This window comes from Streptomyces sp. CLCI03, assembly GCF_053615355.1.
The window spans coordinates 3441968-3461409 of sequence record NZ_CM132132.1 but is presented as its reverse complement, the minus strand read 5'-3'; the positions used below and the strand labels follow the sequence as shown (position 1 = coordinate 3461409).

Annotated in this window: 22 protein-coding genes and 4 tRNA genes; 20 read left to right on the top strand and 6 right to left on the bottom strand. The window is 70.2% G+C overall.

Annotation, left to right across the window (positions count from 1 at the left end):
- Positions 1–7 precede the first annotated feature (7 nt).
- Positions 8–1435, bottom strand: a complete 1428-nt coding sequence (locus ACWG52_RS15825) for a SulP family inorganic anion transporter (RefSeq protein WP_389807896.1) — start codon at positions 1433–1435, stop codon at positions 8–10.
- A gap of 194 nt (positions 1436–1629) precedes the next feature.
- Positions 1630–2118 carry a YajQ family cyclic di-GMP-binding protein gene (locus ACWG52_RS15820; RefSeq protein WP_030009008.1) on the bottom strand — a complete coding sequence of 163 codons (489 nt, stop codon included), beginning with the start codon at positions 2116–2118 and terminating at the stop codon, positions 1630–1632.
- 200 nt (positions 2119–2318) lie between these two features.
- On the opposite strand from ACWG52_RS15820, the gene ACWG52_RS15815 reads away from it, so the two are divergent.
- The 3 genes from ACWG52_RS15815 (at position 2319) to ACWG52_RS15805 (ending at position 4138) form a co-directional block, all read left to right on the top strand.
- Positions 2319–2400 (top strand) — tRNA-Tyr (locus ACWG52_RS15815).
- A 222-nt stretch (positions 2401–2622) separates the two neighbouring features.
- Positions 2623–3564: a hypothetical protein gene (locus ACWG52_RS15810; protein ID WP_389807892.1), complete on the top strand. Its 942-nt coding sequence runs from the start codon at positions 2623–2625 to the stop codon at positions 3562–3564.
- A gap of 181 nt (positions 3565–3745) precedes the next feature.
- Complete coding sequence (locus ACWG52_RS15805; RefSeq protein WP_051774229.1) at positions 3746–4138, top strand: DUF3574 domain-containing protein; 393 nt, start codon at positions 3746–3748, stop codon at positions 4136–4138.
- Between the two features lie 34 nt (positions 4139–4172).
- Here ACWG52_RS15805 and ACWG52_RS15800 read toward each other — a convergent pair whose 3' ends face one another.
- Positions 4173–4829, bottom strand: coding sequence for an SDR family oxidoreductase (locus ACWG52_RS15800; protein ID WP_389807888.1), 657 nt, complete (start codon positions 4827–4829; stop codon positions 4173–4175).
- A gap of 53 nt (positions 4830–4882) precedes the next feature.
- Entirely contained in the window at positions 4883–6151 is a 1269-nt protein-coding gene (locus tag ACWG52_RS15795; RefSeq protein ID WP_453128920.1) for an amidohydrolase family protein, read from the bottom strand.
- Positions 6152–6494: 343 nt separating this feature from the next.
- Here ACWG52_RS15795 and ACWG52_RS15790 point away from each other — a divergent pair.
- The 10 genes from ACWG52_RS15790 (at position 6495) to ACWG52_RS15745 (ending at position 12429) form a co-directional block, all read left to right on the top strand.
- A tRNA-Thr gene (locus ACWG52_RS15790) sits at positions 6495–6567 on the top strand.
- A gap of 48 nt (positions 6568–6615) precedes the next feature.
- Positions 6616–6688: transfer RNA gene (locus ACWG52_RS15785), tRNA-Met, on the top strand.
- A gap of 88 nt (positions 6689–6776) precedes the next feature.
- Positions 6777–6941 (top strand): 50S ribosomal protein L33, encoded by a 165-nt coding sequence (rpmG, locus tag ACWG52_RS15780; protein WP_003956487.1) that lies wholly within the window; start codon positions 6777–6779, stop codon positions 6939–6941.
- Between the two features lie 136 nt (positions 6942–7077).
- Complete coding sequence (locus ACWG52_RS15775; RefSeq protein ID WP_389807882.1) at positions 7078–7530, top strand: FAS1-like dehydratase domain-containing protein; 453 nt, start codon at positions 7078–7080, stop codon at positions 7528–7530.
- Between the two features lies 1 nt (position 7531).
- The gene (locus ACWG52_RS15770) at positions 7532–7960 is read left to right on the top strand and encodes a MaoC family dehydratase (protein WP_030758157.1); all 429 of its coding nucleotides are present in this window, start codon (positions 7532–7534) and stop codon (positions 7958–7960) included.
- A 347-nt stretch (positions 7961–8307) separates the two neighbouring features.
- The gene (locus ACWG52_RS15765; protein WP_033225035.1) at positions 8308–8877 is read left to right on the top strand and encodes a TetR/AcrR family transcriptional regulator; all 570 of its coding nucleotides are present in this window, start codon (positions 8308–8310) and stop codon (positions 8875–8877) included.
- 82 nt (positions 8878–8959) lie between these two features.
- Positions 8960–10408: an MFS transporter gene (locus ACWG52_RS15760; RefSeq protein WP_453128919.1), complete on the top strand. Its 1449-nt coding sequence runs from the start codon at positions 8960–8962 to the stop codon at positions 10406–10408.
- 53 nt (positions 10409–10461) lie between these two features.
- Positions 10462–10860, top strand: coding sequence for a DUF3291 domain-containing protein (locus tag ACWG52_RS15755; protein WP_389807874.1), 399 nt, complete (start codon positions 10462–10464; stop codon positions 10858–10860).
- On the top strand, positions 10857–11996 hold the full coding sequence (locus ACWG52_RS15750) for a UDP-N-acetylmuramate dehydrogenase (RefSeq protein WP_389808253.1): 1140 nt from the start codon (positions 10857–10859) through the stop codon (positions 11994–11996). Before ACWG52_RS15755 ends, ACWG52_RS15750 begins: the two co-directional genes overlap by 4 nt.
- 85 nt (positions 11997–12081) lie before the next feature.
- Positions 12082–12429 (top strand): hypothetical protein, encoded by a 348-nt coding sequence (locus tag ACWG52_RS15745; RefSeq protein WP_244290966.1) that lies wholly within the window; start codon positions 12082–12084, stop codon positions 12427–12429.
- Here the strand turns inward: ACWG52_RS15745 and ACWG52_RS15740 are convergent.
- Positions 12419–13438: an adenosine deaminase gene (locus ACWG52_RS15740; protein WP_389807870.1), complete on the bottom strand. Its 1020-nt coding sequence runs from the start codon at positions 13436–13438 to the stop codon at positions 12419–12421. The genes ACWG52_RS15745 and ACWG52_RS15740 overlap by 11 nt on opposite strands.
- Before the next feature lie 195 nt (positions 13439–13633).
- Positions 13634–14860, bottom strand: coding sequence for a pyridoxal phosphate-dependent aminotransferase (locus tag ACWG52_RS15735; protein WP_033225041.1), 1227 nt, complete (start codon positions 14858–14860; stop codon positions 13634–13636).
- Between the two features lie 193 nt (positions 14861–15053).
- Here ACWG52_RS15735 and ACWG52_RS15730 point away from each other — a divergent pair.
- The 7 genes from ACWG52_RS15730 (at position 15054) to rplL (ending at position 19387) form a co-directional block, all read left to right on the top strand.
- Positions 15054–15126, top strand: a tRNA-Trp gene (locus tag ACWG52_RS15730).
- Positions 15127–15232: 106 nt separating this feature from the next.
- On the top strand, positions 15233–15514 hold the full coding sequence (gene secE / locus ACWG52_RS15725; RefSeq protein ID WP_030388883.1) for a preprotein translocase subunit SecE: 282 nt from the start codon (positions 15233–15235) through the stop codon (positions 15512–15514).
- An 83-nt stretch (positions 15515–15597) separates the two neighbouring features.
- A complete protein-coding gene (gene nusG / locus ACWG52_RS15720; protein ID WP_390138757.1) occupies positions 15598–16491 on the top strand; it encodes a transcription termination/antitermination protein NusG in 894 nt (297 codons plus the stop codon).
- A 165-nt stretch (positions 16492–16656) separates the two neighbouring features.
- The gene (rplK, locus tag ACWG52_RS15715; RefSeq protein ID WP_030008445.1) at positions 16657–17091 is read left to right on the top strand and encodes a 50S ribosomal protein L11; all 435 of its coding nucleotides are present in this window, start codon (positions 16657–16659) and stop codon (positions 17089–17091) included.
- A gap of 88 nt (positions 17092–17179) precedes the next feature.
- On the top strand, positions 17180–17908 hold the full coding sequence (rplA, locus tag ACWG52_RS15710) for a 50S ribosomal protein L1 (RefSeq protein WP_033225044.1): 729 nt from the start codon (positions 17180–17182) through the stop codon (positions 17906–17908).
- Between the two features lie 451 nt (positions 17909–18359).
- Positions 18360–18890: a 50S ribosomal protein L10 gene (gene rplJ, locus ACWG52_RS15705; RefSeq protein WP_364850894.1), complete on the top strand. Its 531-nt coding sequence runs from the start codon at positions 18360–18362 to the stop codon at positions 18888–18890.
- Positions 18891–19000: 110 nt separating this feature from the next.
- On the top strand, positions 19001–19387 hold the full coding sequence (gene rplL / locus ACWG52_RS15700; RefSeq protein WP_375941208.1) for a 50S ribosomal protein L7/L12: 387 nt from the start codon (positions 19001–19003) through the stop codon (positions 19385–19387).
- Positions 19388–19442: the final 55 nt, after the last annotated feature.

The following is a 19442-nucleotide window of genomic DNA, read 5'->3' as shown; positions in this document are numbered from 1 at the left end:
AACCGCCCTAGATGACGCCCTCCCGGCCGGGCAGTGGCGACCGCGCGCGCTCCCAGCCCTCCAGGGCCGTCAGACAGGCATGGTCCAGATGGCGCAGCCCGCTCAGATCCAGCCGCACCGGCTGCCCGTGCGGCAGCGCGTCCAAGGCGTCGAGCAGCTTGGGCAGCCGCAGGAAACTGGCGTTGCCCAGGACCTGCACGCACAGCGCCTCGTCCTCCCACACCTCCTCGATGTGCACGTGAGAGGTCTCCCAGGCCGCCTTGGCGACGGCGAGCCCCAGCCCGATCAGCACGCCCTCGAAAAGGTTGGTGACCACGATCGCCGAGGCCGTGACCACCAGCACCACCGCCTCCCCCCGGTGCGTCCGCCACAACGCGGCCACCGCCTTGGCCGGCAGCAGCTTCCAGCCCGCGTGCAGCAGCACCCCGGCCAGCGCGGCCAGCGGCACGATCTCCAGAAGCTGCGGAAAGGCCACGGCGAAGAGCAGCAGCCAGCCACCGTGCAGCACCCGGGACGCGCGGGTCCGCGCCCCGGCCTCCACATTGGCGGCGCTCCGCACGATGACCGCGGTCATCGGCAGCGCGCCGAGCAGCCCGCACACGCTGTTGCCCACGCCCTGGGCCATGAGTTCCTTGTCGTACTCGGTCCTCGGCCCGTCGTGCATGCGGTCCACGGCCGCGGCGCTGAACAGCGTCTCCGCGGAGGCGATCAGCGCCAGCGCGATCACGGTGCCGGCCGCGCCGACCGAGGCAAGCACCTCGAAGTCGCCCCAGCCCGGCGGGGACACGGCCGCCAGGACGCCCGTCACCCGCACCTTCTCGACGGGCAGCCGCAGCATCACGGCCGCGGCGGTGGCGGCGGCCACCCCGACGAGCGCCCCCGGCACGATCCGCAGCCGGGCGGGCACCCGGCGCCAGGCGACCATGACGGCGATCGTCCCGACCCCGAGCAGTACGGCGGCCAAGTCGGCCTGCGACCCGAGCTCGTGCACCCCGCGCAGCTTCGCCAGGGTGTGCCCCGGAGCCTCCACACCGCCCAGGGCGTACAGCTGCCCGGAGATCAGCACCAGCCCGATCCCGGCCAGCATCCCGTGCACGACGGCGACGGAGATCGCCCGGAACCACCGCCCGAGCCGCAGCATCCCCATGCCCAGCTGCACCACCCCGGCGGCCAGCACCATCACCCCGAGCGCGGACAGACCGTACGCCTGCACCGCCTCGTAGACGAGGACGGTGAGTCCGGCCGCGGGGCCGCTCACCTGGAGGGAACTCCCGCGGAACCATCCGGTGACCAGACCGCCGACCACCCCGGTGACGATCCCCAACTCGGCCGGTACCCCGGAGGCGACCGCCACCCCGACGCACAGAGGTAGAGCGACCAGCGCGACGACCACGGACGCCCCGAAGTCATCGCGAAACGTGCCGTCCCCAGGCATGCGAGATCCCCCTGCCACGCGGTGATGTGATGCCACCCAGCGTGGTGGGCGCACTCATCGCGCCCCAAGTGATCACAGGAGGCCGCGGTGGCGCGTGCGCCGCACACGCCCCGCACACACCCCCTTCGCAACCGCCACGGCCCGGCGGTCGGTGAAGACCGCCGGGCCGGCGTGGGGAAGGTCGCGCGAAAGGGTCAGCGGTAGTTCACGAACTGGATCGCGAAGTCCAGGTCCTTGCCCTTGAGCAGAGCCTGGACCTCCTGGAGGTCGTCACGGCTCTTGGAGCTGACGCGCAGCTCCTCGCCCTGGACCTGGGCCTTGACGCCCTTGGGACCCTCGTCCCGAATGATCTTCGCGACCTTCTTGGCGTTCTCCTGGGAGATGCCTTCCTCGATCGTGGCGAAGATCTTGTACTCCTTGCCGGACAGCTGCGGCTCCCCGGCGTCCAGCGCCTTCAGCGAGATCCCGCGCTTGACCAGCTTGGTCTCGAAGACGTCGAGGACGGCCTTCACGCGCTCCTCGGAGTTCGCCTCCATCAGGATCTTCTCGCCGGACCAGGCGATCGTGGCGCCGGTGCCCTTGAAGTCGTAGCGCTGCGAGAGCTCCTTGGCGGCCTGGTTGAGGGCGTTGTCGACCTCCTGCCGCTCGACCTTCGAGACGATGTCGAAACTGGAGTCGGCCATGTGCTGTGGCTCCTTGAAGTCGGTTGCGATCACCCCGGAGGGCGCGGCCGGACATGCCCGGACCGCTCGGCAAAGCCTAGCCACCGCGCCCACCCCTGGTGCTGATCAATCCGGTGGTGAAGCACCCCCGGTCATCAGGTATCGTTTACGTCGTTGCCAGGGAGCGCCGCCGCAAGGCGGAAAAAATGGCAGCAAATCTTGGCGGTGTGCCCGAGTGGCCAAAGGGAGCAGACTGTAAATCTGCCGGCTCAGCCTACCCAGGTTCGAACCCTGGCGCCGCCACGCGAGTGGAACCCCCGTTCATCTGTGGAATCACAGTGAGCGGGGGTTCTTTCGTATAGGCGATTGCTCCGGTCAGATGAACTTCTCACCTGACTGGTCCACAGGCCCGGCCCTGCCGGCGCCACAGCAGGGCCGCGGCCCGGTCGGATGGGCGGCGCGTGACGCACGCACCCCTCCCATCGCATCCCGCGGCAGCCCTCGGCGCCGGCGGGTAAGGAAGCCATGAACCTGAACCATCAGCTGGCGACGATTCAACGGCCCCGGGGGCGTTCCCGGGTTCTGCTCGCCTCCATCGCCGCTGCCGCGGCCCTCACCGGCCAGTTGATCGCGCTGGCGCCGGCCGCATCCGCGGACGGGCCCAAGCCGACGGGCCACCACGACGTGCAGCCCGTCGAGGGCAAGAAGCACGCGCTCTCGGAGCACGACAAGCACAAGAAGCACGCGCCCCTGACCGTCCACGGCCTGAGGCAGTTCACCTCGGACAACACCTTCACCCCGCCGCCGGGCGTCACCTCCGTGTTCGTCCAGGCATGGGGCGCCGGTGGTGGCGGCGGTGGTGGAGGCGGGTCCGCGCGCAACAACGGTGGCGGCGGCAACCCGAACAACCCGAACAGCACGGCCGACGGAGCCACCGAGGCGGACGCCGCCGCGGCCGCGCGGAACACCGGTGGCCACGGCGGTGGCGGCGGTGGCGGCGGCTTCACCTGGTGCGTCATCCCGGTCACCCCGCTGACGGACTACGGCGTGGACGTCGGCACCGGAGGCGCCAACGGCCTGGGCGGCGCAGCGGGCGCCAACGGCACCGCCGGCACCGCGGGCACCACCACGTCGCTGACCGTGGCGTCGACCAACACCGTGCTGCTCACGGCCACCGGCGGCGGGGGCGGCGGAGGCGGCGGCGCCGCCGACCGCGGACCCGGCGAGCCCGGCACGCCCGGCCTGGGCGGCACCGGAACGTGCTCCTCGGGCGGCGTCAACCACAACGGTGACCCGGGCAACGCCGACGGCACCGGCGGCGGCACCGCGGACGGCATCGTCCAGCTCCCGGACGGCACGGCCGTGGGCGGCGACGGCGGCCGCGGCGGCGGCACCAACCGCGCCATCGGCAACTCCGGCTCCCGCGGCAAGGACGGCGGCGACGGCTACGTAGTCATCTACTGGTAGCCGCACCGCCGCACCACAGCACCGACCGGAAGCCCGTCCCGTCCGCCACCGCGGACGGGCGGGCTTCCCGCCGTCGCTCCCCGAAGCGCCGACCACGGCCGCAACGTCGGCGGCTCCGGTTCGTTCACCGGGGGTGAAATGGACATCTGACACGCGGGGGAAGGTCGGCGGCGGGGTTCTCATGGCCCTGCTCGGCGCAGGGATTCCGGCTCTGGTGGGAGCGGCGCTCCACACGGACGTCGGGCAGCCCTACCAGGAGACCCGGCTGTACTTCGGCACCCAACGGGCCGACGGCCGCAACCCGGTCGAGGAACGCGAGTTCATGAGGTTCCTGGACCTGGAGATCACCCCCGCCTTCCCCGAGGGGCTGACCCTCCACGACGGGTACGGCCAGTGGCGCGGCCAGGACGGCAAGATCGTCCGCGAGACCTCGTACGAGGTGGTCCTGCTCTACCCGGAGAAGGAGGCCGACGAGCGCAGCACGCGCATCGAACGGATCCGGCAGGCGTACGAGGACCGGTACCAGCAGGATTCCGTCGGCCGGTCCGACGACAAGATCAGCGCCGGCTTCTGAGCCATCGGACCGGCGGACCGCCGCGGCCCCGGCCTCAGTTGCCCGCCACGTCCTTCACGGCCACCTGCACCGGCGTCGAACCGGAGACCAGCTCCAGGGTCAGGCCCGCCGTCGCCGGGGTCTCGACCAGCTCGGCCAGCACCGCCGCCACGTCGTCGCGCGGGACGGCCCCACGGCCCGTCCGCACCTCCAGACGGACCAGTCCCGTCCCCGCGTCGTCGATCAGCGAACCGGGGCGCAGGACCGTCCACTCCAGGCCCAGCCGGGTCCGTACGTGGTCATCGGCCTCGCCCTTGGCCCGCAGGTACGCGTCGAAGACCTCGTCGCCCCCGTGATGCGCGTCCGCACCCATCGAAGAGACCATCAGGAAGCGCCGTACGCGGGCGCGTTCGGCGGCGTCCGCGAACAGCACCGCCGCGCCCCGATCCACGGTGTCCTTCCGCCCGATCCCGCTGCCGGGGCCCGCACCGGCCGCGAACACCGCCACGTCCGCGCCCTGCAGAATCCCCGCCACATGCTCCACCGAGGCCGATTCCAGATCGCAGAGCACCGGCTCGGCGCCCGCCCGCCTCAGGTCGTCGCCCTGTGCCGGATCGCGGACGATACCCGCGACCTCGTACCCGCGCGCGGCGAGCAGGCGCTCCAGCCGCAGCGCGATCTGACCGTGTCCACCCGCGATGACGATGCGCATGACCCGACCGTACGACGAGCCGGGCGCCGACGCCCGCGAGCGGACGGCGAACCTCAGGTGCCCGACTCCGTACGGCCCTGCCGGGGCAGGTCCAACGCCACCGCGACGGCGGAGTCGCAGTACTCCCGTACGGCACTCGTACGGGCTACGACACGCCCGCGGTGGATCACGATCCGGCTGTAGGCGAGGGACAGCACGCCCGCGATCCGATCCCCGCGCACGGCCAGCAGCTCCGCCGGGAAACCGGCCTCCACACGGACCTCGGGCAGGCCCATGGCCTCGCGGGCGCAGCCGCTGACGGACTCGTAGGCCTCGGGCGCCCGGAGCCCTCCCTGAGAGGCCAGCAGATACGCGGCCTCCAACGGGTCCCCGCGGCCTACGGGGTTCCCGGCGTCCCGGAGCGCCCCGCTGCCGGCCGCGACGCGCACACCGGCGGCCCGTAGCAGCCGGACGGGGGCGGTGCGCAGGCCGCGGCGTTCCAGGGCCGCGCAGTCACCCTGGGGCAGGCAGGTGACCCGTACGCCGGCCGCGGCCAGTTGGTCGGCGGCGCGGGCGGCCGCGTCCAGCGGGAGCCGGGCCAGACCACCGCACGGGCCGATGGTCACGCCGGGTCGCAACCCGCCGGCCATCGCCGCGAGCCGGGCGAGGCGGCCCGGGTCGTCACCGTCCGTGTGCAGGTCCACGGGGCAGCCGTGCTCGGCGGCGAGTTCCAGGACGGCTTCGAGGAAGCCCGTCGGGTCCGGGTCCAGGTCCGGGCAGCCGCCGATCACGGAGGCGCCCATCTTCACCGCGTCCCGCAGCATGGCCAGCCCGTCCGCGCCCGCCACCCCGGTCAGCAGCCGGGGAACGGCCACGGCGGTGAGGTCGGCCAGCCCGCGCAGGGAGCGACGGGCCTGGAGCACGGCTTCCATGGGGCCGAGGCCGTGCACGTCGCCGATGCGGACGTGGGAGCGGACGGCGGTGGCGCCGTGGCCGAGCTGGAGCAGGGCGGCTTCGGTGGCCCGGCGCTGGACCTCGTCGGGGGTGTAGGACACGGGCCCGTCGGCGTCGGCGGTCAGCGCGGTGTCCCCGTGGGCGTGCGGCTCGGCGGGGGCGGGGAGCAGCAGGTAGCCGGTCAGGTCCACCCGCGACAACGCGGGGGAGGGGAGGCTGCCCGTGGTGCCGACGGCCTGGATCCGGCCGCCGCCGAGGCGGACGTCCACGGTGCGGCCGTCGGTGAGGCGCGCCCCGGTGAGCAGCAGGGTGGTGGCCTCGGCGGCGGCCGCGTTGCCGTTTCCGCTGCGAGGCGATTGGAACGGCTGCTGCGGCTGGCTGTCGGACATCGCGCTCCTGCGGTGGCTCGGGCGGTTCCTGGAGCCGTGGCCCGCGGCCCAAGATCACGCAGCGTGCTCCGAGCCTAGGGCGCGGGGCTGCCCGCTTCGCGGAAGAGCGCAATAGTCGTACCGGTGTGGTGCCACGCGCCGGAGCGCCCGCACGTGCGCCCCGACCGGCTCCAAGGCTCCGATCGGCGACCGTCCGGGTGTGAGCCCGACCACAATCTGCCCGAGAAGTGGGTCGGAAGTGATCCACGGGTTGATCGGGAGCGGCTCGCGAACCCCCTCGGAGCCCTGTCCCCGCAAAGGATTTGGGCGATCGGCAGGCAACCGTGTAATGTCTTCATCGCTCGCCCCAATAGCTCAGTCGGTAGAGCGTCTCCATGGTAAGGAGAAGGTCTGCGGTTCGATTCCGCATTGGGGCTCTGGTGAGAGAGGTTCCCCACCCTCGGGTGGGGAGCTGATCACATCAAAGCGGCGTAGCTCAGTCGGTAGAGCAAGCGGCTCATAATCGCTGTGTCACCGGTTCAAGTCCGGTCGCCGCTACACACAGTAGCCGATTGCGGGGTCGGTCTCCCGGTCGGCTACTCTTGTATGCGTTCATCCGTCCCAATTTCCGTCAAGGAGCACTCACGTGGCTGCCACCGACGTCCGCCCGAAGATCACGCTGGCCTGCGTGGAGTGCAAGGAGCGGAACTACATCACCAAGAAGAACCGGCGTAACAACCCGGACCGTCTTGAGATGAAGAAGCACTGCCCGCGCTGCAACTCGCACACCGCGCACCGCGAGACCCGCTGACCCCAGCGAAGTCTCGAATAACAGGCACCGTCATGAGGTCGTCCCCTTCATTGGGGGCGGCCTTGTGTCGTTTCCGTGCCCGTTTCTGTCTTTGTTCTTGCGTCATTCGTGTCCCTTCAACAGGAGGTAGTGAGTCATGGCTCTCGACCAGTCCTTCGTGGGGCGGAGCTACCCGCCCACCGATCCGTACGAGGTCGGCCGGGAGAAGATCCGCGAATTCGCGGCTGCGGTGGGTGACACCAATCCCGTCTTCAATGATCCCGAAGCTGCGAAGTCGTACGGCTACCCCGATGTGATCGCTCCGCCGACTTTCGTGTTCGCGATCACTTTCAAGGCGGCCGGCCAGGTCGTCCAGGACCCGCAGTTGGGACTGGACTACAGCCGCGTCGTGCACGGTGACCAGAAGTTCGCGTACTCCCGCCCGGTGCGCGCCGGTGACCGCCTGTCGGTGACCTCCACCATCGAGTCCGTGAAGTCGCTCGCGGGCAACGACGTCATCGACATCCGCGGCGAGGTCCACGACGAGACCGGCGAGCACGTGGTGACGGCGTGGACGAAGCTCGTCTCCCGCGCCCCCGAGGAGGCCTGACATGGCAGCGCAGATCCAGTACGCCGACGTCGAGGTCGGCACCGAGCTGCCGGCGGCGTCCTTCCCCGTGACGCGCGCCACGCTCGTCCAGTACGCGGGCGCATCGGGCGACTTCAACCCGATCCACTGGAACGAGAAGTTCGCCAAGGAGGTCGGACTGCCGGACGTGATCGCGCACGGCATGTTCACCATGGCCGAGGCGATCCGCGTGGTCACCGACTGGGTCGGCGACCCGGGCGCGGTGGTCGAGTACGGCGTGCGCTTCACCAGGCCGGTCGTGGTCCCCAACGACGACCAGGGCGGGCTGATCGAGGTCACCGCGAAGGTCGCCGCGAAGCTGGACGACAACCGCGTCCGGGTCGACCTGACGGCCATGAGCGCGGGCCAGAAGGTCCTGGGCATGTCCCGCGCGGTGGTCGAACTGGCCTGAGCCGCCGACACGAACGAGCAGGGCGGGGGCGCCGAACCGGCGCCCCCGCCCTTTTCGCGGGACGGGGACGGGGGCGGGGGAGGGGGCCGTTCGCCCGGGGTCGGATGACTTGGCGAGGCGATGGTGGCGGGGTCCACTCCACCGGCATCAGGCCGGTGGGGCAGGGGTGAGGACCGCGTGGACCCCGCCGTCCCCACCCCCGCCGCGCCCACCCTGATGCGGCTCGACTGGATCCCGCCGCCTCGCCACCGCCCCACCGGTCCGCCCCGGCCGGTCGGCTGCCGCGGCCCCTGACCCGCCCCGCCCCACCGCTTGACTGGTTAGTGATTGAGCAATAACTTTGTCTCATGGTCAGGATGAGCGCGGACGAGCGGCGTGAGAGTGTCATTCGGGCGGCGATGCATGAGTTCGCCCGGGGTGGCTACTACGGGACGTCCACCGAGGCGATCGCCAAGCGGGTGGGGGTCTCGCAGCCCTATCTGTTCCGGCTCTTCCCCAACAAGCAGGCGATCTTCCTGGCCGCCTCCGAGCGCTGCTTGCGGGACACCCGCGAGGTCTTCGCCGCCGCGGTCGAAGGCTTGCGCGGCGAAGAGGCGCAGCAGGCCATGGCCAACGCGTACACCCAGCTGATCGTCGAGGATCCCGACAAGCTCCAGATGCAGCTCCAGATGTACGTCACCGTGGCCGCCGCCGAGGCGGCCGGGGATCACGAGCTCGGCGAGCTGGTCCGCAAGGGCTGGATGGAGCTCTGGGACACCGTGCACGTGCCGCTCGGCGCGGACGTGGGGGAGACCACGACCTTCATGGCGTACGGGATGCTCATCAACACCCTCGCCGCCATGGGGTTCCCGCCCGAGCACCGGGTCTGGCAGGGCTTCTACCCCGACGCCGGGGTCAAGGGCCGCCCGGAGAAGTGAGTGAAGTCCGTACCGGCGGGCCGGTGCGGTTTCGCATGATCGATGAAGTTAGTCATCAATAACTAACGACGTAGGGGGAATCGTGAACACACCCGACACCGACACCAAGCTCCGCGGGCCCGCCGTCTGGGCCCTGATCCTCACCGGCGTGGCCAGCTTCATGGCCGCACTCGACAACCTGGTCGTCACCACCGCCCTCCCCGCCATCCGGGAGGACCTCGGCGGCAAGCTGGAGGACCTGGAATGGACGGTGAACGCGTACACGCTCACCTTCGCCGTCCTCCTCATGTTCGGTGCCGCCCTCGGGGACCGCTTCGGTCGCCGCCGGCTGTTCATCGTGGGCCTCGCGATCTTCACCGGAGCCTCCGCCGCGGCCGCCCTCTCGCCCGGCATCGACGCGCTCATCGCCGCCCGCGCCGTGCAGGGCGTCGGTGCGGCGATCATGATGCCGCTCACCCTCACCCTGCTGACCGCCGCCGTTCCGGCCGCCCGCCGCGGCATGGCCCTCGGGATCTACGGCGCCGTCACCGGCCTCGCCGTCGCCAGCGGCCCCCTCATCGGCGGCAGCCTCACCGAGCACATCTCCTGGCAGTGGATCTTCTGGCTCAACGTGCCGATAGGCCTCGCCCTGATCCCGCTCGCCCGCCTGCGCCTCGCCGAATCCACCGCCCCCGACGCGCGCCTCGACGTCCCCGGCACCCTGCTCATCAGCGGCGGCCTCTTCGGCATCGTCTACGCCCTGGTCAACGCCAACTCCGACGGCTGGACCAGCGCCACCGTCCTGACCGGCCTGATCGTCGGCGCCGCGCTCGTCGGCGGTTTCATCCACCACGGCTTCAACAACGCCAACCCCATGCTCCCCATGCGGCTCTTCCGTGACCGCGGCTTCCTCGGGATCAACCTGGCCAGCCTGCTGATGTTCCTCGGCATGTTCGGCTCGATCTTCCTGCTCAGCCAGTTCCTCCAGGGCGTCGCCGGCTACTCGCCCACCGAGGCCGGCCTGCGCATGCTCCCCTGGACCGGAATGCCCATGCTCATCGCCCCGCTGGCCGGGATCCTCTCCGACCGCATCGGCGGCCGCCCCGTCGTCGCCGCCGGTCTCGCCTTCCAGGCCCTCGGTCTCGGCTGGTTCGCGGCGATCCTGAGCGCGGACGTCTCGTACGCGGCCCAGCTCCCGCCACTGATCCTCAGCGGCATCGGTATGGCCCTCTACTTCGCCCCCGCCGCCAACGTCCTGATGTCCACCGTCACCCCGGCCGACCAGGGCAAGGCCTCCGGCACCAACAACGCCCTGCGCGAGGTCGGCGGAGCCCTCGGCGTCGCGGTCCTGGCCTCGGTCTTCTCCGCCCAGGGCGGCTACGAGTCCCCGCAGGCCTTCACCGACGGCACCATCCCCGCCCTGTGGATCGGCGCCGCCGCGGTCGCCCTCGCCGCCGGACTCGCCCTGCTGGTGCCCCGTAAGGCCAAGGCCGACCGGGCCCGCGCCGACCGGACCGTCGCGGTCCCCGAGAAGGTCCCCGCCGCGGGCTGACCCGCCGGCACCACCACCCGTACGCCCCGCCCCGTAGCCAAGGAGTGCACGCCGTGCCCGACATCCCCTGGTCCACGCCCACCCAGGCCGCTCCCGACACCGAGGTCTACGTCATGGCCTCCCGCTTCGAAACCGCCACCCTCGTCGGCGCCTTCCGGTTCTTCCTCAAGGCGCCCGGCATCATCCTCCAGATGCGCAAGGCCCCCGGTGCCCACGGCGTCGCCCTGCGCGCCCGGGTCTTCAGCCGGACCTTCCTCACCCTCTCCGCCTGGGAGGACCGGGACGCCCTCTACCGCTTCGCCCGCAGTGAGCCCCACCGCTCCAGCTCCCGCGCCGCCGGTGCGTACATGAAGGAATCCGTCTTCACCTACTGGACCGTGCCGGCCCGCGAGCTCCCCCTCACCTGGGACGAGGCCGAACGCCGCCTCGCCGAGCAGAGCGCGAGCCACTGACCCGCCCGGCAGGGGGGACGAGTGAGAGCGGTCCGTGGCCCCGCAGGGATGCGAGAGGCACGGACCGTACTCTTGTCCACGTGCAGGAACTCCACGATGCCCCCCTCGCCCCGCTGACCACCTTCCGTCTCGGTGGTCCCGCCGCCCGCCTGGTCACCGCGACCACCGACGCCGAGGTCGTCGCCACCGTGCGCGCCGCGGACGAGAGCGGCACGCCGCTCCTGATCATCGGCGGCGGCAGCAACCTGGTCATCGGCGACCGCGGCTTCGACGGCACCGCCCTGCGCATCGCGACCACCGGCTTCGCCCTCGACGGCACCACCCTGGAGCTCGCCGCGGGCGAGAACTGGAGCGATGCCGTCGCCCGCACCGTCGAGGCAGGCCTCGCCGGTATCGAGTGCCTCGCCGGAATCCCCGGCTCGGCCGGCGCCACCCCGATCCAGAACGTCGGCGCGTACGGCCAGGAGGTCTGCGACACCATCACCGAGGTCGTCGCCTACGACCGCACCAGCGGCGAAACGGTCACTCTCGACGCCGCCGAGTGCGCCTTCCGGTACCGCAACAGCACCTTCAAGGACCAGCCGGACCGCTACGTCGTGCTGCGCGTGCGCTTCGCCCTGGAGGACGCCGGCGGCCTGTCCGCGCCGATCAAGTACCCCGAGACCGCCCGCGCCCTCGGCGTCGAGGCCGGCGACCGCGTCCCCGCCGCCACCGCCCGCGAGACGGTGCTGCGGCTGCGCGCCGGCAAGGGCATGGTCCTCGACCCCGCCGACCACGACACCTGGTCGGCCGGCTCCTTCTTCCACAACCCGATCCTGACCGACGAGGCCTACGCCGCCTTCCTCGCCCGCGCCCAGGACCGCCTCGGCCCCGACGCCACCCCGCCCGCGTACCCCGCCGGCGACGGCCGTACGAAGACCAGCGCGGCCTGGCTGATCGACAAGGCCGGCTTCACCAAGGGCTACGGCACCGGACCGGCGCGCATCTCCACCAAGCACACCCTGGCCCTCACCAACCGAGGCGAGGCCACCACCGAGGACCTCCTCACCTTGGCCCGCGAGGTCGTCGCGGGCGTCCACGCGGCCTTCGGCGTCACCCTGGTCAACGAACCGGTGACGGTCGGCGTCAGCATCTGAGGAGCCCCGGCCGCCCATGCTCTGTCCCCTCCACGGGGCCGGTACGGACCCCACCCGTCTCGTGGGGCGCACACTCAGCCGAGTCGTGGCGTCCTGGCACATCAGCGACGGCGAACGTTCCGAGGCGCCCCTCGACGTCTGGCTGATCGACAGCATCGGCGACACCATCCGCATCACCACCGGATCCGACCACTGCCTCATCGTCGAGTCCGCCACCCCGCACGCGGCGTACGACATGGGGGAGTGGGGCCGCATCGAGGTCGGTGAGGACCTCGGCGACCACCCCTTCCTACGGCACCTCGGCGAGACCGTCGCCTCGGTCGCCGAGTTCGCCCTGCCCGAGCAGGGCCGCACCCACCTGGAGATCGGCTTCCTGGACGGCGGGCGGGTACGCGCCGACTGCTACGAGGGAGACCTGCGGCTCACCCGGTGAGCCAGTGGTCGATCCCCGCCAGCAGTTTGGCCTGTACGTCGTCGGGCGCCGCGCTGCCGCGCACCGACTGGCGGGCCAGCTCGGCGAGCTCCGCGTCCGTGAAGGCGTGGTGGCGGCGGGCGATCTCGTACTGGGCCGCGAGCCGGGACCCGAAGAGCAGCGGGTCGTCGGCGCCCAACGCCAGGGGGACCCCGGCCTCGAAGAGGGTGCGCAGCGGGACGTCCTCGGGCCGCTCGTAGACCCCGAGGGCGACGTTGGAGGCCGGGCACACCTCGCACGTGATCTGCCGGTCGGCGAGCCGCTTGAGCAGCCGGGGATCCTCGGCGGCCCGCACCCCGTGCCCGATGCGGGAGGCGTGCAGGTCGTCGAGGCAGTCGCGGACGGAGGACGGGCCGGTGAGCTCGCCGCCGTGCGGGGCGGCGAGGAGGCCGCCCTCGCGGGCGATGGCGAAGGCCCGGTCGAAGTCACGGGCCATGCCGCGGCGCTCGTCGTTGGAGAGGCCGAAGCCGACGATGCCGCGGTCGGCGTAGCGGACGGCGAGGCGGGCGAGGGTGCGGGCGTCGAGAGGGTGCTTCATGCGGTTCGCGGCGATGAGGACCCGCATGCCGAGGCCGGTCTCGCGGGAAGCCGCGTCCACGGCGTCCAGGATGATCTCCACGGCCGGGATCATTCCGCCGAGCAGGGGGGCGTAGGAGGTGGGATCCACCTGGATCTCCAGCCAGCCGCTGCCGTCCCGTACGTCCTCCTCCGCGGCCTCGCGGACCAGCCGCCGGATGTCGTCGGGCTCGCGCAGACAGGAGCGGGCGGCGTCGTAGAGCCGCTGGAAGCGGAACCAGCCGCGCTCGTCGGTGGCGCGGAGCTTGGGCGGCTCCCCGGCCGTCAGGGCGTCGGGAAGGCGCACGCCGTACTTGTCGGCGAGCTCCAGCAGGGTCGATGGCCGCATCGACCCGGTGAAGTGCAGGTGAAGGTGGGCCTTGGGCAGAAGCGTGAGATCGCGTGCGTGCTCCATCTGGTGATCCTGCCGTACCGCTGCGCTCGGCGGGAGGGGGTTTTACCGATCGGGGGCTTGCGCGAACGCGTGAACGGGTGCGGATCCGCTGCGCGGGGGCCTTCCGGGCGCCGCCCGGACCCCGCGCCTCAAACGCCGGCGGGGCTGAAAAAGCGGCGGCCCCCCGCACCGGGGAGCCGCCGCCTCAGGTGGCTGTCAGGCCTTGGCCTCCGCCAGGAGCTTCTGGATGCGGGACACGCCCTCCACCAGGTCCTCGTCGCCCAAGGCGTAGGACAGGCGCAGGTAGCCGGGGGTGCCGAAGGCCTCGCCCGGGACGACCGCGACCTCGACCTCGTCCAGGATCAGGGCGGCGAGCTCGACGGAGGACTGCGGGCGCTTGCCGCGGATCTCCTTGCCGAGGAGCTCCTTGACCGACGGGTACGCGTAGAACGCGCCCTCGGGGGTCGGGCAGAAGACGCCGTCGATCTCGTTGAGCATCTTCACCATCGTCTGGCGACGGCGGTCGAAGGCCTTGCGCATCTCCGCGACCGCGTCGAGGTTGCCCGAGACGGCGGCCAGCGCGGCGACCTGGGCCACGTTGGAGACGTTCGAGGTGGCGTGGGACTGCAGGTTGGTCGCCGCCTTGATGACGTCCTGCGGGGCGATGACCCAGCCCACGCGCCAGCCGGTCATGGCGTACGTCTTCGCGACGCCGTTGACGATGATGCACTTGTCGCGCAGGGCGGGGACCAGGACCGGCAGCGAGGTGAACTTCGCCTCGCCGTAGACCAGGTGCTCGTAGATCTCGTCCGTCAGCACCCACAGGCCGTGCTCGGCGGCCCACTCGCCGATCGCCTTCGCGTCGGCCTCGCTGTAGACCGAGCCGGTCGGGTTGGACGGGGAGACGAACAGGACGACCTTGGTGCGCTCGGTGCGGGCGGCCTCCAGCTGCTCGACGGAGACGCGGTAGCCGGTGGTCTCGTCGGCGACGACATCGACCGGGACACCGCCGGCGAGACGGATGGACTCCGGGTAGGTCGTCCAGTACGGAGCCGGGACGATGACCTCGTCACCCGGGTCCAGGATGGCCGCGAAGGCCTCGTAGATCGCCTGCTTGCCACCGTTGGTCACCAGCACCTGCGAGGCCTCGACCTCGTAGCCGGAGTCGCGCAGCGTCTTGGCGGCGATCGCGGCCTTGAGCTCGGGCAGACCGCCGGCCGGCGTGTAGCGGTGGTACTTGGGGTTGCGGCAGGCCTCGACCGCGGCCTCGACGATGTAGTCCGGGGTCGGGAAGTCGGGCTCGCCGGCACCGAAGCCGATCACCGGGCGCCCGGCGGCCTTGAGGGCCTTGGCCTTGGCGTCCACGGCGAGGGTGGCGGACTCGGAAATGGCGCCGATACGGGCGGACACCCGGCGCTCGGAGGAAGGCGTTGCAGAGGTCATGCGAGCAATCGTCCCAGACGGCAAAGAAGCGCCGCACACCGTTTCAGCCAACGGACCGACGCATGTCAGCTCGGGTGCTGTTCGACGTCACGGCCCGGTTCACGTACACTCACCTGTCGTTGGACCTCACCAGCCGCTGCAGAGCGCGAGCACTCCGTGCACTCGCTCGGATGCGGTAGGTTGGGGGACGCAAAGGGTCGTAGCTCAATTGGTAGAGCACTGGTCTCCAAAACCAGCGGTTGGGGGTTCGAGTCCCTCCGGCCCTGCTCCACACTCCATCTCGGACGTGTGTGCGCAGGTACGTACTTAGATGCAACGCCGTGCGGCGCAACCGGGCGCGGTACGGCCACGACCCGGATTCAGGTGAGAGACGTGACGGACGCCCTGGGCTCCATCGACATGCCTGACGCCGAGGACGAGACGCGCGAGAAGAAGGCCCGCAAGGGCGGCAAGCGCGGCAAGAAGGGCCCTCTGGGCCGTCTCGCGCTTTTCTACCGCCAGATCGTCGCGGAACTCCGCAAGGTTGTCTGGCCTACTCGTAACCAGCTCACGACGTACACCACCGTGGTGATTGTCTTCGTGGTCATCATGATCGGTCTGGTTACCGTGATTGACTTTGGGTTCGAAAAAGCCATCAAGTTCGTCTTCGGCTGATCCCCGCGGAGGGCGGCGCCTTGATGGTGTCGCCCGTTTTCGCATGTTCCACCACCTTTTGTATCCAGGAAGAAGCAGCCACCGTGTCTGACCCGAACCTGAACGCGAGCCACGACTCCGTCGAGTCCGTCGAGGACGAGCTCGACATCGTCGAGGCGGCAGACGCTGTGGACCCCGACGAGGCCGAGCTCGCCGACGCCGAGGCGGGTGCCGCCGCCGAGGAAGCCGCGCTGCACGTCGAGTCCGACGAGGACGAGGCTGACGTCGAGGTCGACGCTGCGGTCGAAGAGGCTGCTGACGACGCCGAGGTCGCCGAGGAAGAGGCCGAAGAGGCCGCTCCGGTCGAGCCCGCCGAGCCCGTCGACCCCATCCAGGCCCTGCGCGAGGAGCTGCGTCTGCTCCCCGGCGAGTGGTACGTGATCCACACCTACGCCGGCTACGAGAAGCGCGTGAAGGCCAACCTGGAGCAGCGCGCCGTCTCGCTGAACGTCGAGGAGTTCATCTACCAGGCCGAGGTGCCCGAGGAAGAGATCGTCCAGATCAAGAACGGCGAGCGCAAGAACGTCCGGCAGAACAAGCTGCCCGGCTACGTTCTCGTCCGCATGGATCTGACGAACGAGTCCTGGGGCGTCGTCCGCAACACGCCTGGTGTCACCGGCTTCGTCGGCAACGCGTACGACCCGTACCCGCTGACCCTGGACGAGATCGTCAAGATGCTCGCCCCGGAGGCGCAGGAGAAGGCCGCCAAGGCCGCCGCGGAAGAGGCCGGTCTGCCCGCGCCCGCCGTCAAGCGCACCATCGAGGTCCTGGACTTCGAGGTCGGCGACTCGGTCACCGTCACCGACGGCCCGTTCGCGACGCTGCAGGCGACCATCAACGAGATCAACCCCGACTCGAAGAAGGTCAAGGGCCTCGTCGAGATCTTCGGCCGTGAGACCCCGGTCGAGCTCAGCTTCGACCAGATCCAGAAGAACTGATCTTCTGAGCGACAGCTTCCGGACAGGTCAGATCGCCCCGTGAAGGGCGGTCTGACCTGCTCGGTTTTTAGCCCCGCACCGATACCCGTTATCGTGGTGCGGTATGCCTCCATCCGGATGACCGGATGGGCGGCTGAAAACTCTCACTAGGACCCGGAGAGAGCAATGCCTCCCAAGAAGAAGAAGGTCACGGGGCTTATCAAGCTCCAGATCAAGGCCGGTGCGGCCAACCCGGCTCCGCCGGTCGGCCCCGCGCTCGGTCAGCACGGCGTCAACATCATGGAGTTCTGCAAGGCCTACAACGCCGCGACCGAGTCGCAGCGTGGCATGGTCGTGCCGGTGGAGATCACGGTCTACGACGACCGCTCCTTCACCTTCATCACCAAGACTCCGCCGGCCGCGCGCCTCATCCTGAAGCACGCGGGCATCGAGAAGGGCTCCGGCGAGCCCCACAAGACCAAGGTCGCCAAGCTCACGGCTGCCCAGGTCAAGGAGATCGCCGAGCTGAAGATGCCCGACCTGAACGCCAACGACATCGACGCCGCCGTCAAGATCATTGCCGGCACCGCGCGTTCGATGGGCGTCACCGTCGAAGGCTGATCCAGCCACCCCCAGCACCATCAGTGGTAGGACCAAGCGCTGGTCCGCACCACGACTCCATGCCTGAAGCCAAAACACAGGAGCAGAAGTGAAGCGCAGCAAGACTCTCCGCGCTGCGGACGCCAAGGTCGACCGGGAGAAGCTGTACGCCCCGCTCGAGGCCGTCCGTCTCGCCAAGGAGACCTCCACGACCAAGTTCGACGGCACCGTCGAGGTCGCCTTCCGCCTGGGTGTCGACCCGCGCAAGGCCGACCAGATGGTCCGCGGCACCGTGAACCTCCCGCACGGCACCGGCAAGACCGCCCGGGTCCTGGTCTTCGCGACCGGTGACCGTGCTGCGGCCGCGGAAGCCGCCGGCGCCGACATTGTCGGCGACGACGAGCTGATCAACGAGATCGCCAAGGGCAACCGCCTGAACGAGTTCGACGCCGTTGTGGCCACCCCGGACCTCATGGGCAAGGTCGGCCGCCTCGGCCGCGTGCTCGGTCCCCGTGGCCTGATGCCGAACCCGAAGACCGGCACCGTCACGATGGACGTCGCGAAGGCTGTCACCGAGATCAAGGGTGGCAAGATCGAGTTCCGCGTCGACAAGCACTCGAACCTGCACTTCATCATCGGCAAGGTCTCCTTCACCGATGAGCAGCTCGTCGAGAACTACGGCGCGGCCCTGGACGAGATCCTTCGTCTGAAGCCGTCCGCCGCGAAGGGCCGCTACATCAAGAAGGCCGCCCTCAGCACCACGATGGGCCCCGGTATCCACCTGGACTCGAACCGCACCCGGAACCTCCTCGTCGAGGAAGACCCGGCTGCTGTCTGAGCCTGACGGCTCACCGAGTGGCTCAGCGGGCCCCTCGCCCCCTTCACAGGGTGGCGGGGGGCCCGCTTCCGTGTTCGGGCCGCCGGCCCGCGTGCCGCGACCGTGGGCGCTTCTCGCGGCTCGTGGGCGGCCTGACGGCCTGCGGAGTGCGTCGCCACCTTCGAGGCGGGACGCCGGGCCGGGCGGCCCGGACCTCGGCTCCTGAGGCGATTTGCCTCGGCTGCACCCCTTCACGTAGTCTTCCCCAGAAGCCAAAGACCGCTGGTCGTTGCCGTGCCCGCAAGGGTTCGGTGGCCGAAGGATCCGTTGAATACGGACGACCCGCGTAGGTGACTGTGGAAGGTTCCCGGAATTCGTTCCGGTCGAGCCACGCCCTGGCGCCTGCGCCGGGGCGTTTTTTGTTCAGCCCCTTCTGAGCGGTCCTCATCACCCGGAAGGAGGCGAACGCACCATGCCGACGCCCAACAAGGCTGCATCGGTGGCCGAGCTCAAGGACGCGTTCCAGAGCTCCAACGCCGCCGTGCTGACCGAGTACCGGGGTCTCACCGTCGCGCAGCTCAAGACGCTGCGTCGCTCCCTCGGTGAGAACGCCCAGTACGCCGTGGTGAAGAACACGCTGACCAAGATTGCGGCCAACCAGGCCGGGATCACCGCGCTGGACGAGCACTTCGCTGGTCCGACCGCGGTCGCCTTCATCACCGGTGACCCGGTGGAGTCGGCGAAGGCTCTGCGTGACTTCGCCAAGGAGAACCAGAACCTCATCATCAAGGCCGGTGTCCTTGACGGTAAGGCTCTCTCCGCCGACGACATCAAGAAGCTTGCGGACCTTGAGTCCCGCGAGGTTCTGCTCAGCAAGCTGGCCGGCGCGTTCAAGGGCAAGCAGTCTCAGGCTGCCTCGCTCTTCCAGGCGCTGCCGTCGAAGTTCGTCCGCACCGCGGAAGCGCTTCGCGTCAAGCTCGCCGAGCAGGGCGGTGCCGAGTAATTCGGCTCGCGCATTGATCCGCGCCGCCTAGTGCGCGGGTCGTAGCGGGCCGTTACGCCCGCCTCTATATACATCCGGCACCTGCCGATTTAGTGGAAGGATCGCCCATCATGGCGAAGCTCTCTCAGGACGACCTCCTCGCCCAGTTCGAGGAGATGACCCTCATCGAGCTCTCCGAGTTCGTCAAGGCCTTCGAGGAGAAGTTCGACGTCACCGCCGCCGCGGCCGTCGCCGTTGCCCCCGCGGGTGTCGCCGGTGGCGACGCCGGTGCGGCCGCCGAGGAGCAGGACGAGTTCGACGTCATCCTCACCGGTGCCGGCGACAAGAAGATCCAGGTCATCAAGGTCGTGCGTGAGCTGACCTCCCTGGGTCTGAAGGAGGCCAAGGACCTCGTCGACGGCGCTCCGAAGCCGGTCCTCGAGAAGGTCGCCAAGGAGGCCGCTGACAAGGCCGCCGAGTCCCTCAAGGCTGCCGGCGCGGCTGTCGAGGTCAAGTAACACCTCTGAGGCCCTCCAGGGCCTCAGCAAAGGGCGATCACCCGTAAGGGTGGTC

Bases quoted from the DNA above. Each gene is read 5' to 3' on its own strand.
- ACWG52_RS15770 (WP_030758157.1), top strand. From the start codon at position 7,532: ATGGCAGCGCAGATCCAGTACGCCGACGTCGAGGTCGGCACCGAGCTG.
- ACWG52_RS15825 (WP_389807896.1), bottom strand. From the start codon at position 1,435: ATGCCTGGGGACGGCACGTTTCGCGATGACTTCGGGGCGTCCGTGGTC.
- ACWG52_RS15795 (WP_453128920.1), bottom strand. From the start codon at position 6,151: ATGTCCGACAGCCAGCCGCAGCAGCCGTTCCAATCGCCTCGCAGCGGA.
- rplJ (WP_364850894.1), top strand. From the start codon at position 18,360: ATGCCGACGCCCAACAAGGCTGCATCGGTGGCCGAGCTCAAGGACGCG.
- rplL (WP_375941208.1), top strand. From the start codon at position 19,001: ATGGCGAAGCTCTCTCAGGACGACCTCCTCGCCCAGTTCGAGGAGATG.
- rplK (WP_030008445.1), top strand. From the start codon at position 16,657: ATGCCTCCCAAGAAGAAGAAGGTCACGGGGCTTATCAAGCTCCAGATC.
- ACWG52_RS15800 (WP_389807888.1), bottom strand. From the start codon at position 4,829: ATGCGCATCGTCATCGCGGGTGGACACGGTCAGATCGCGCTGCGGCTG.
- ACWG52_RS15735 (WP_033225041.1), bottom strand. From the start codon at position 14,860: ATGACCTCTGCAACGCCTTCCTCCGAGCGCCGGGTGTCCGCCCGTATC.
- ACWG52_RS15820 (WP_030009008.1), bottom strand. From the start codon at position 2,118: ATGGCCGACTCCAGTTTCGACATCGTCTCGAAGGTCGAGCGGCAGGAG.
- ACWG52_RS15740 (WP_389807870.1), bottom strand. From the start codon at position 13,438: ATGGAGCACGCACGCGATCTCACGCTTCTGCCCAAGGCCCACCTTCAC.
- ACWG52_RS15775 (WP_389807882.1), top strand. From the start codon at position 7,078: ATGGCTCTCGACCAGTCCTTCGTGGGGCGGAGCTACCCGCCCACCGAT.
- ACWG52_RS15805 (WP_051774229.1), top strand. From the start codon at position 3,746: ATGGCCCTGCTCGGCGCAGGGATTCCGGCTCTGGTGGGAGCGGCGCTC.
- ACWG52_RS15810 (WP_389807892.1), top strand. From the start codon at position 2,623: ATGAACCTGAACCATCAGCTGGCGACGATTCAACGGCCCCGGGGGCGT.
- ACWG52_RS15765 (WP_033225035.1), top strand. From the start codon at position 8,308: ATGGTCAGGATGAGCGCGGACGAGCGGCGTGAGAGTGTCATTCGGGCG.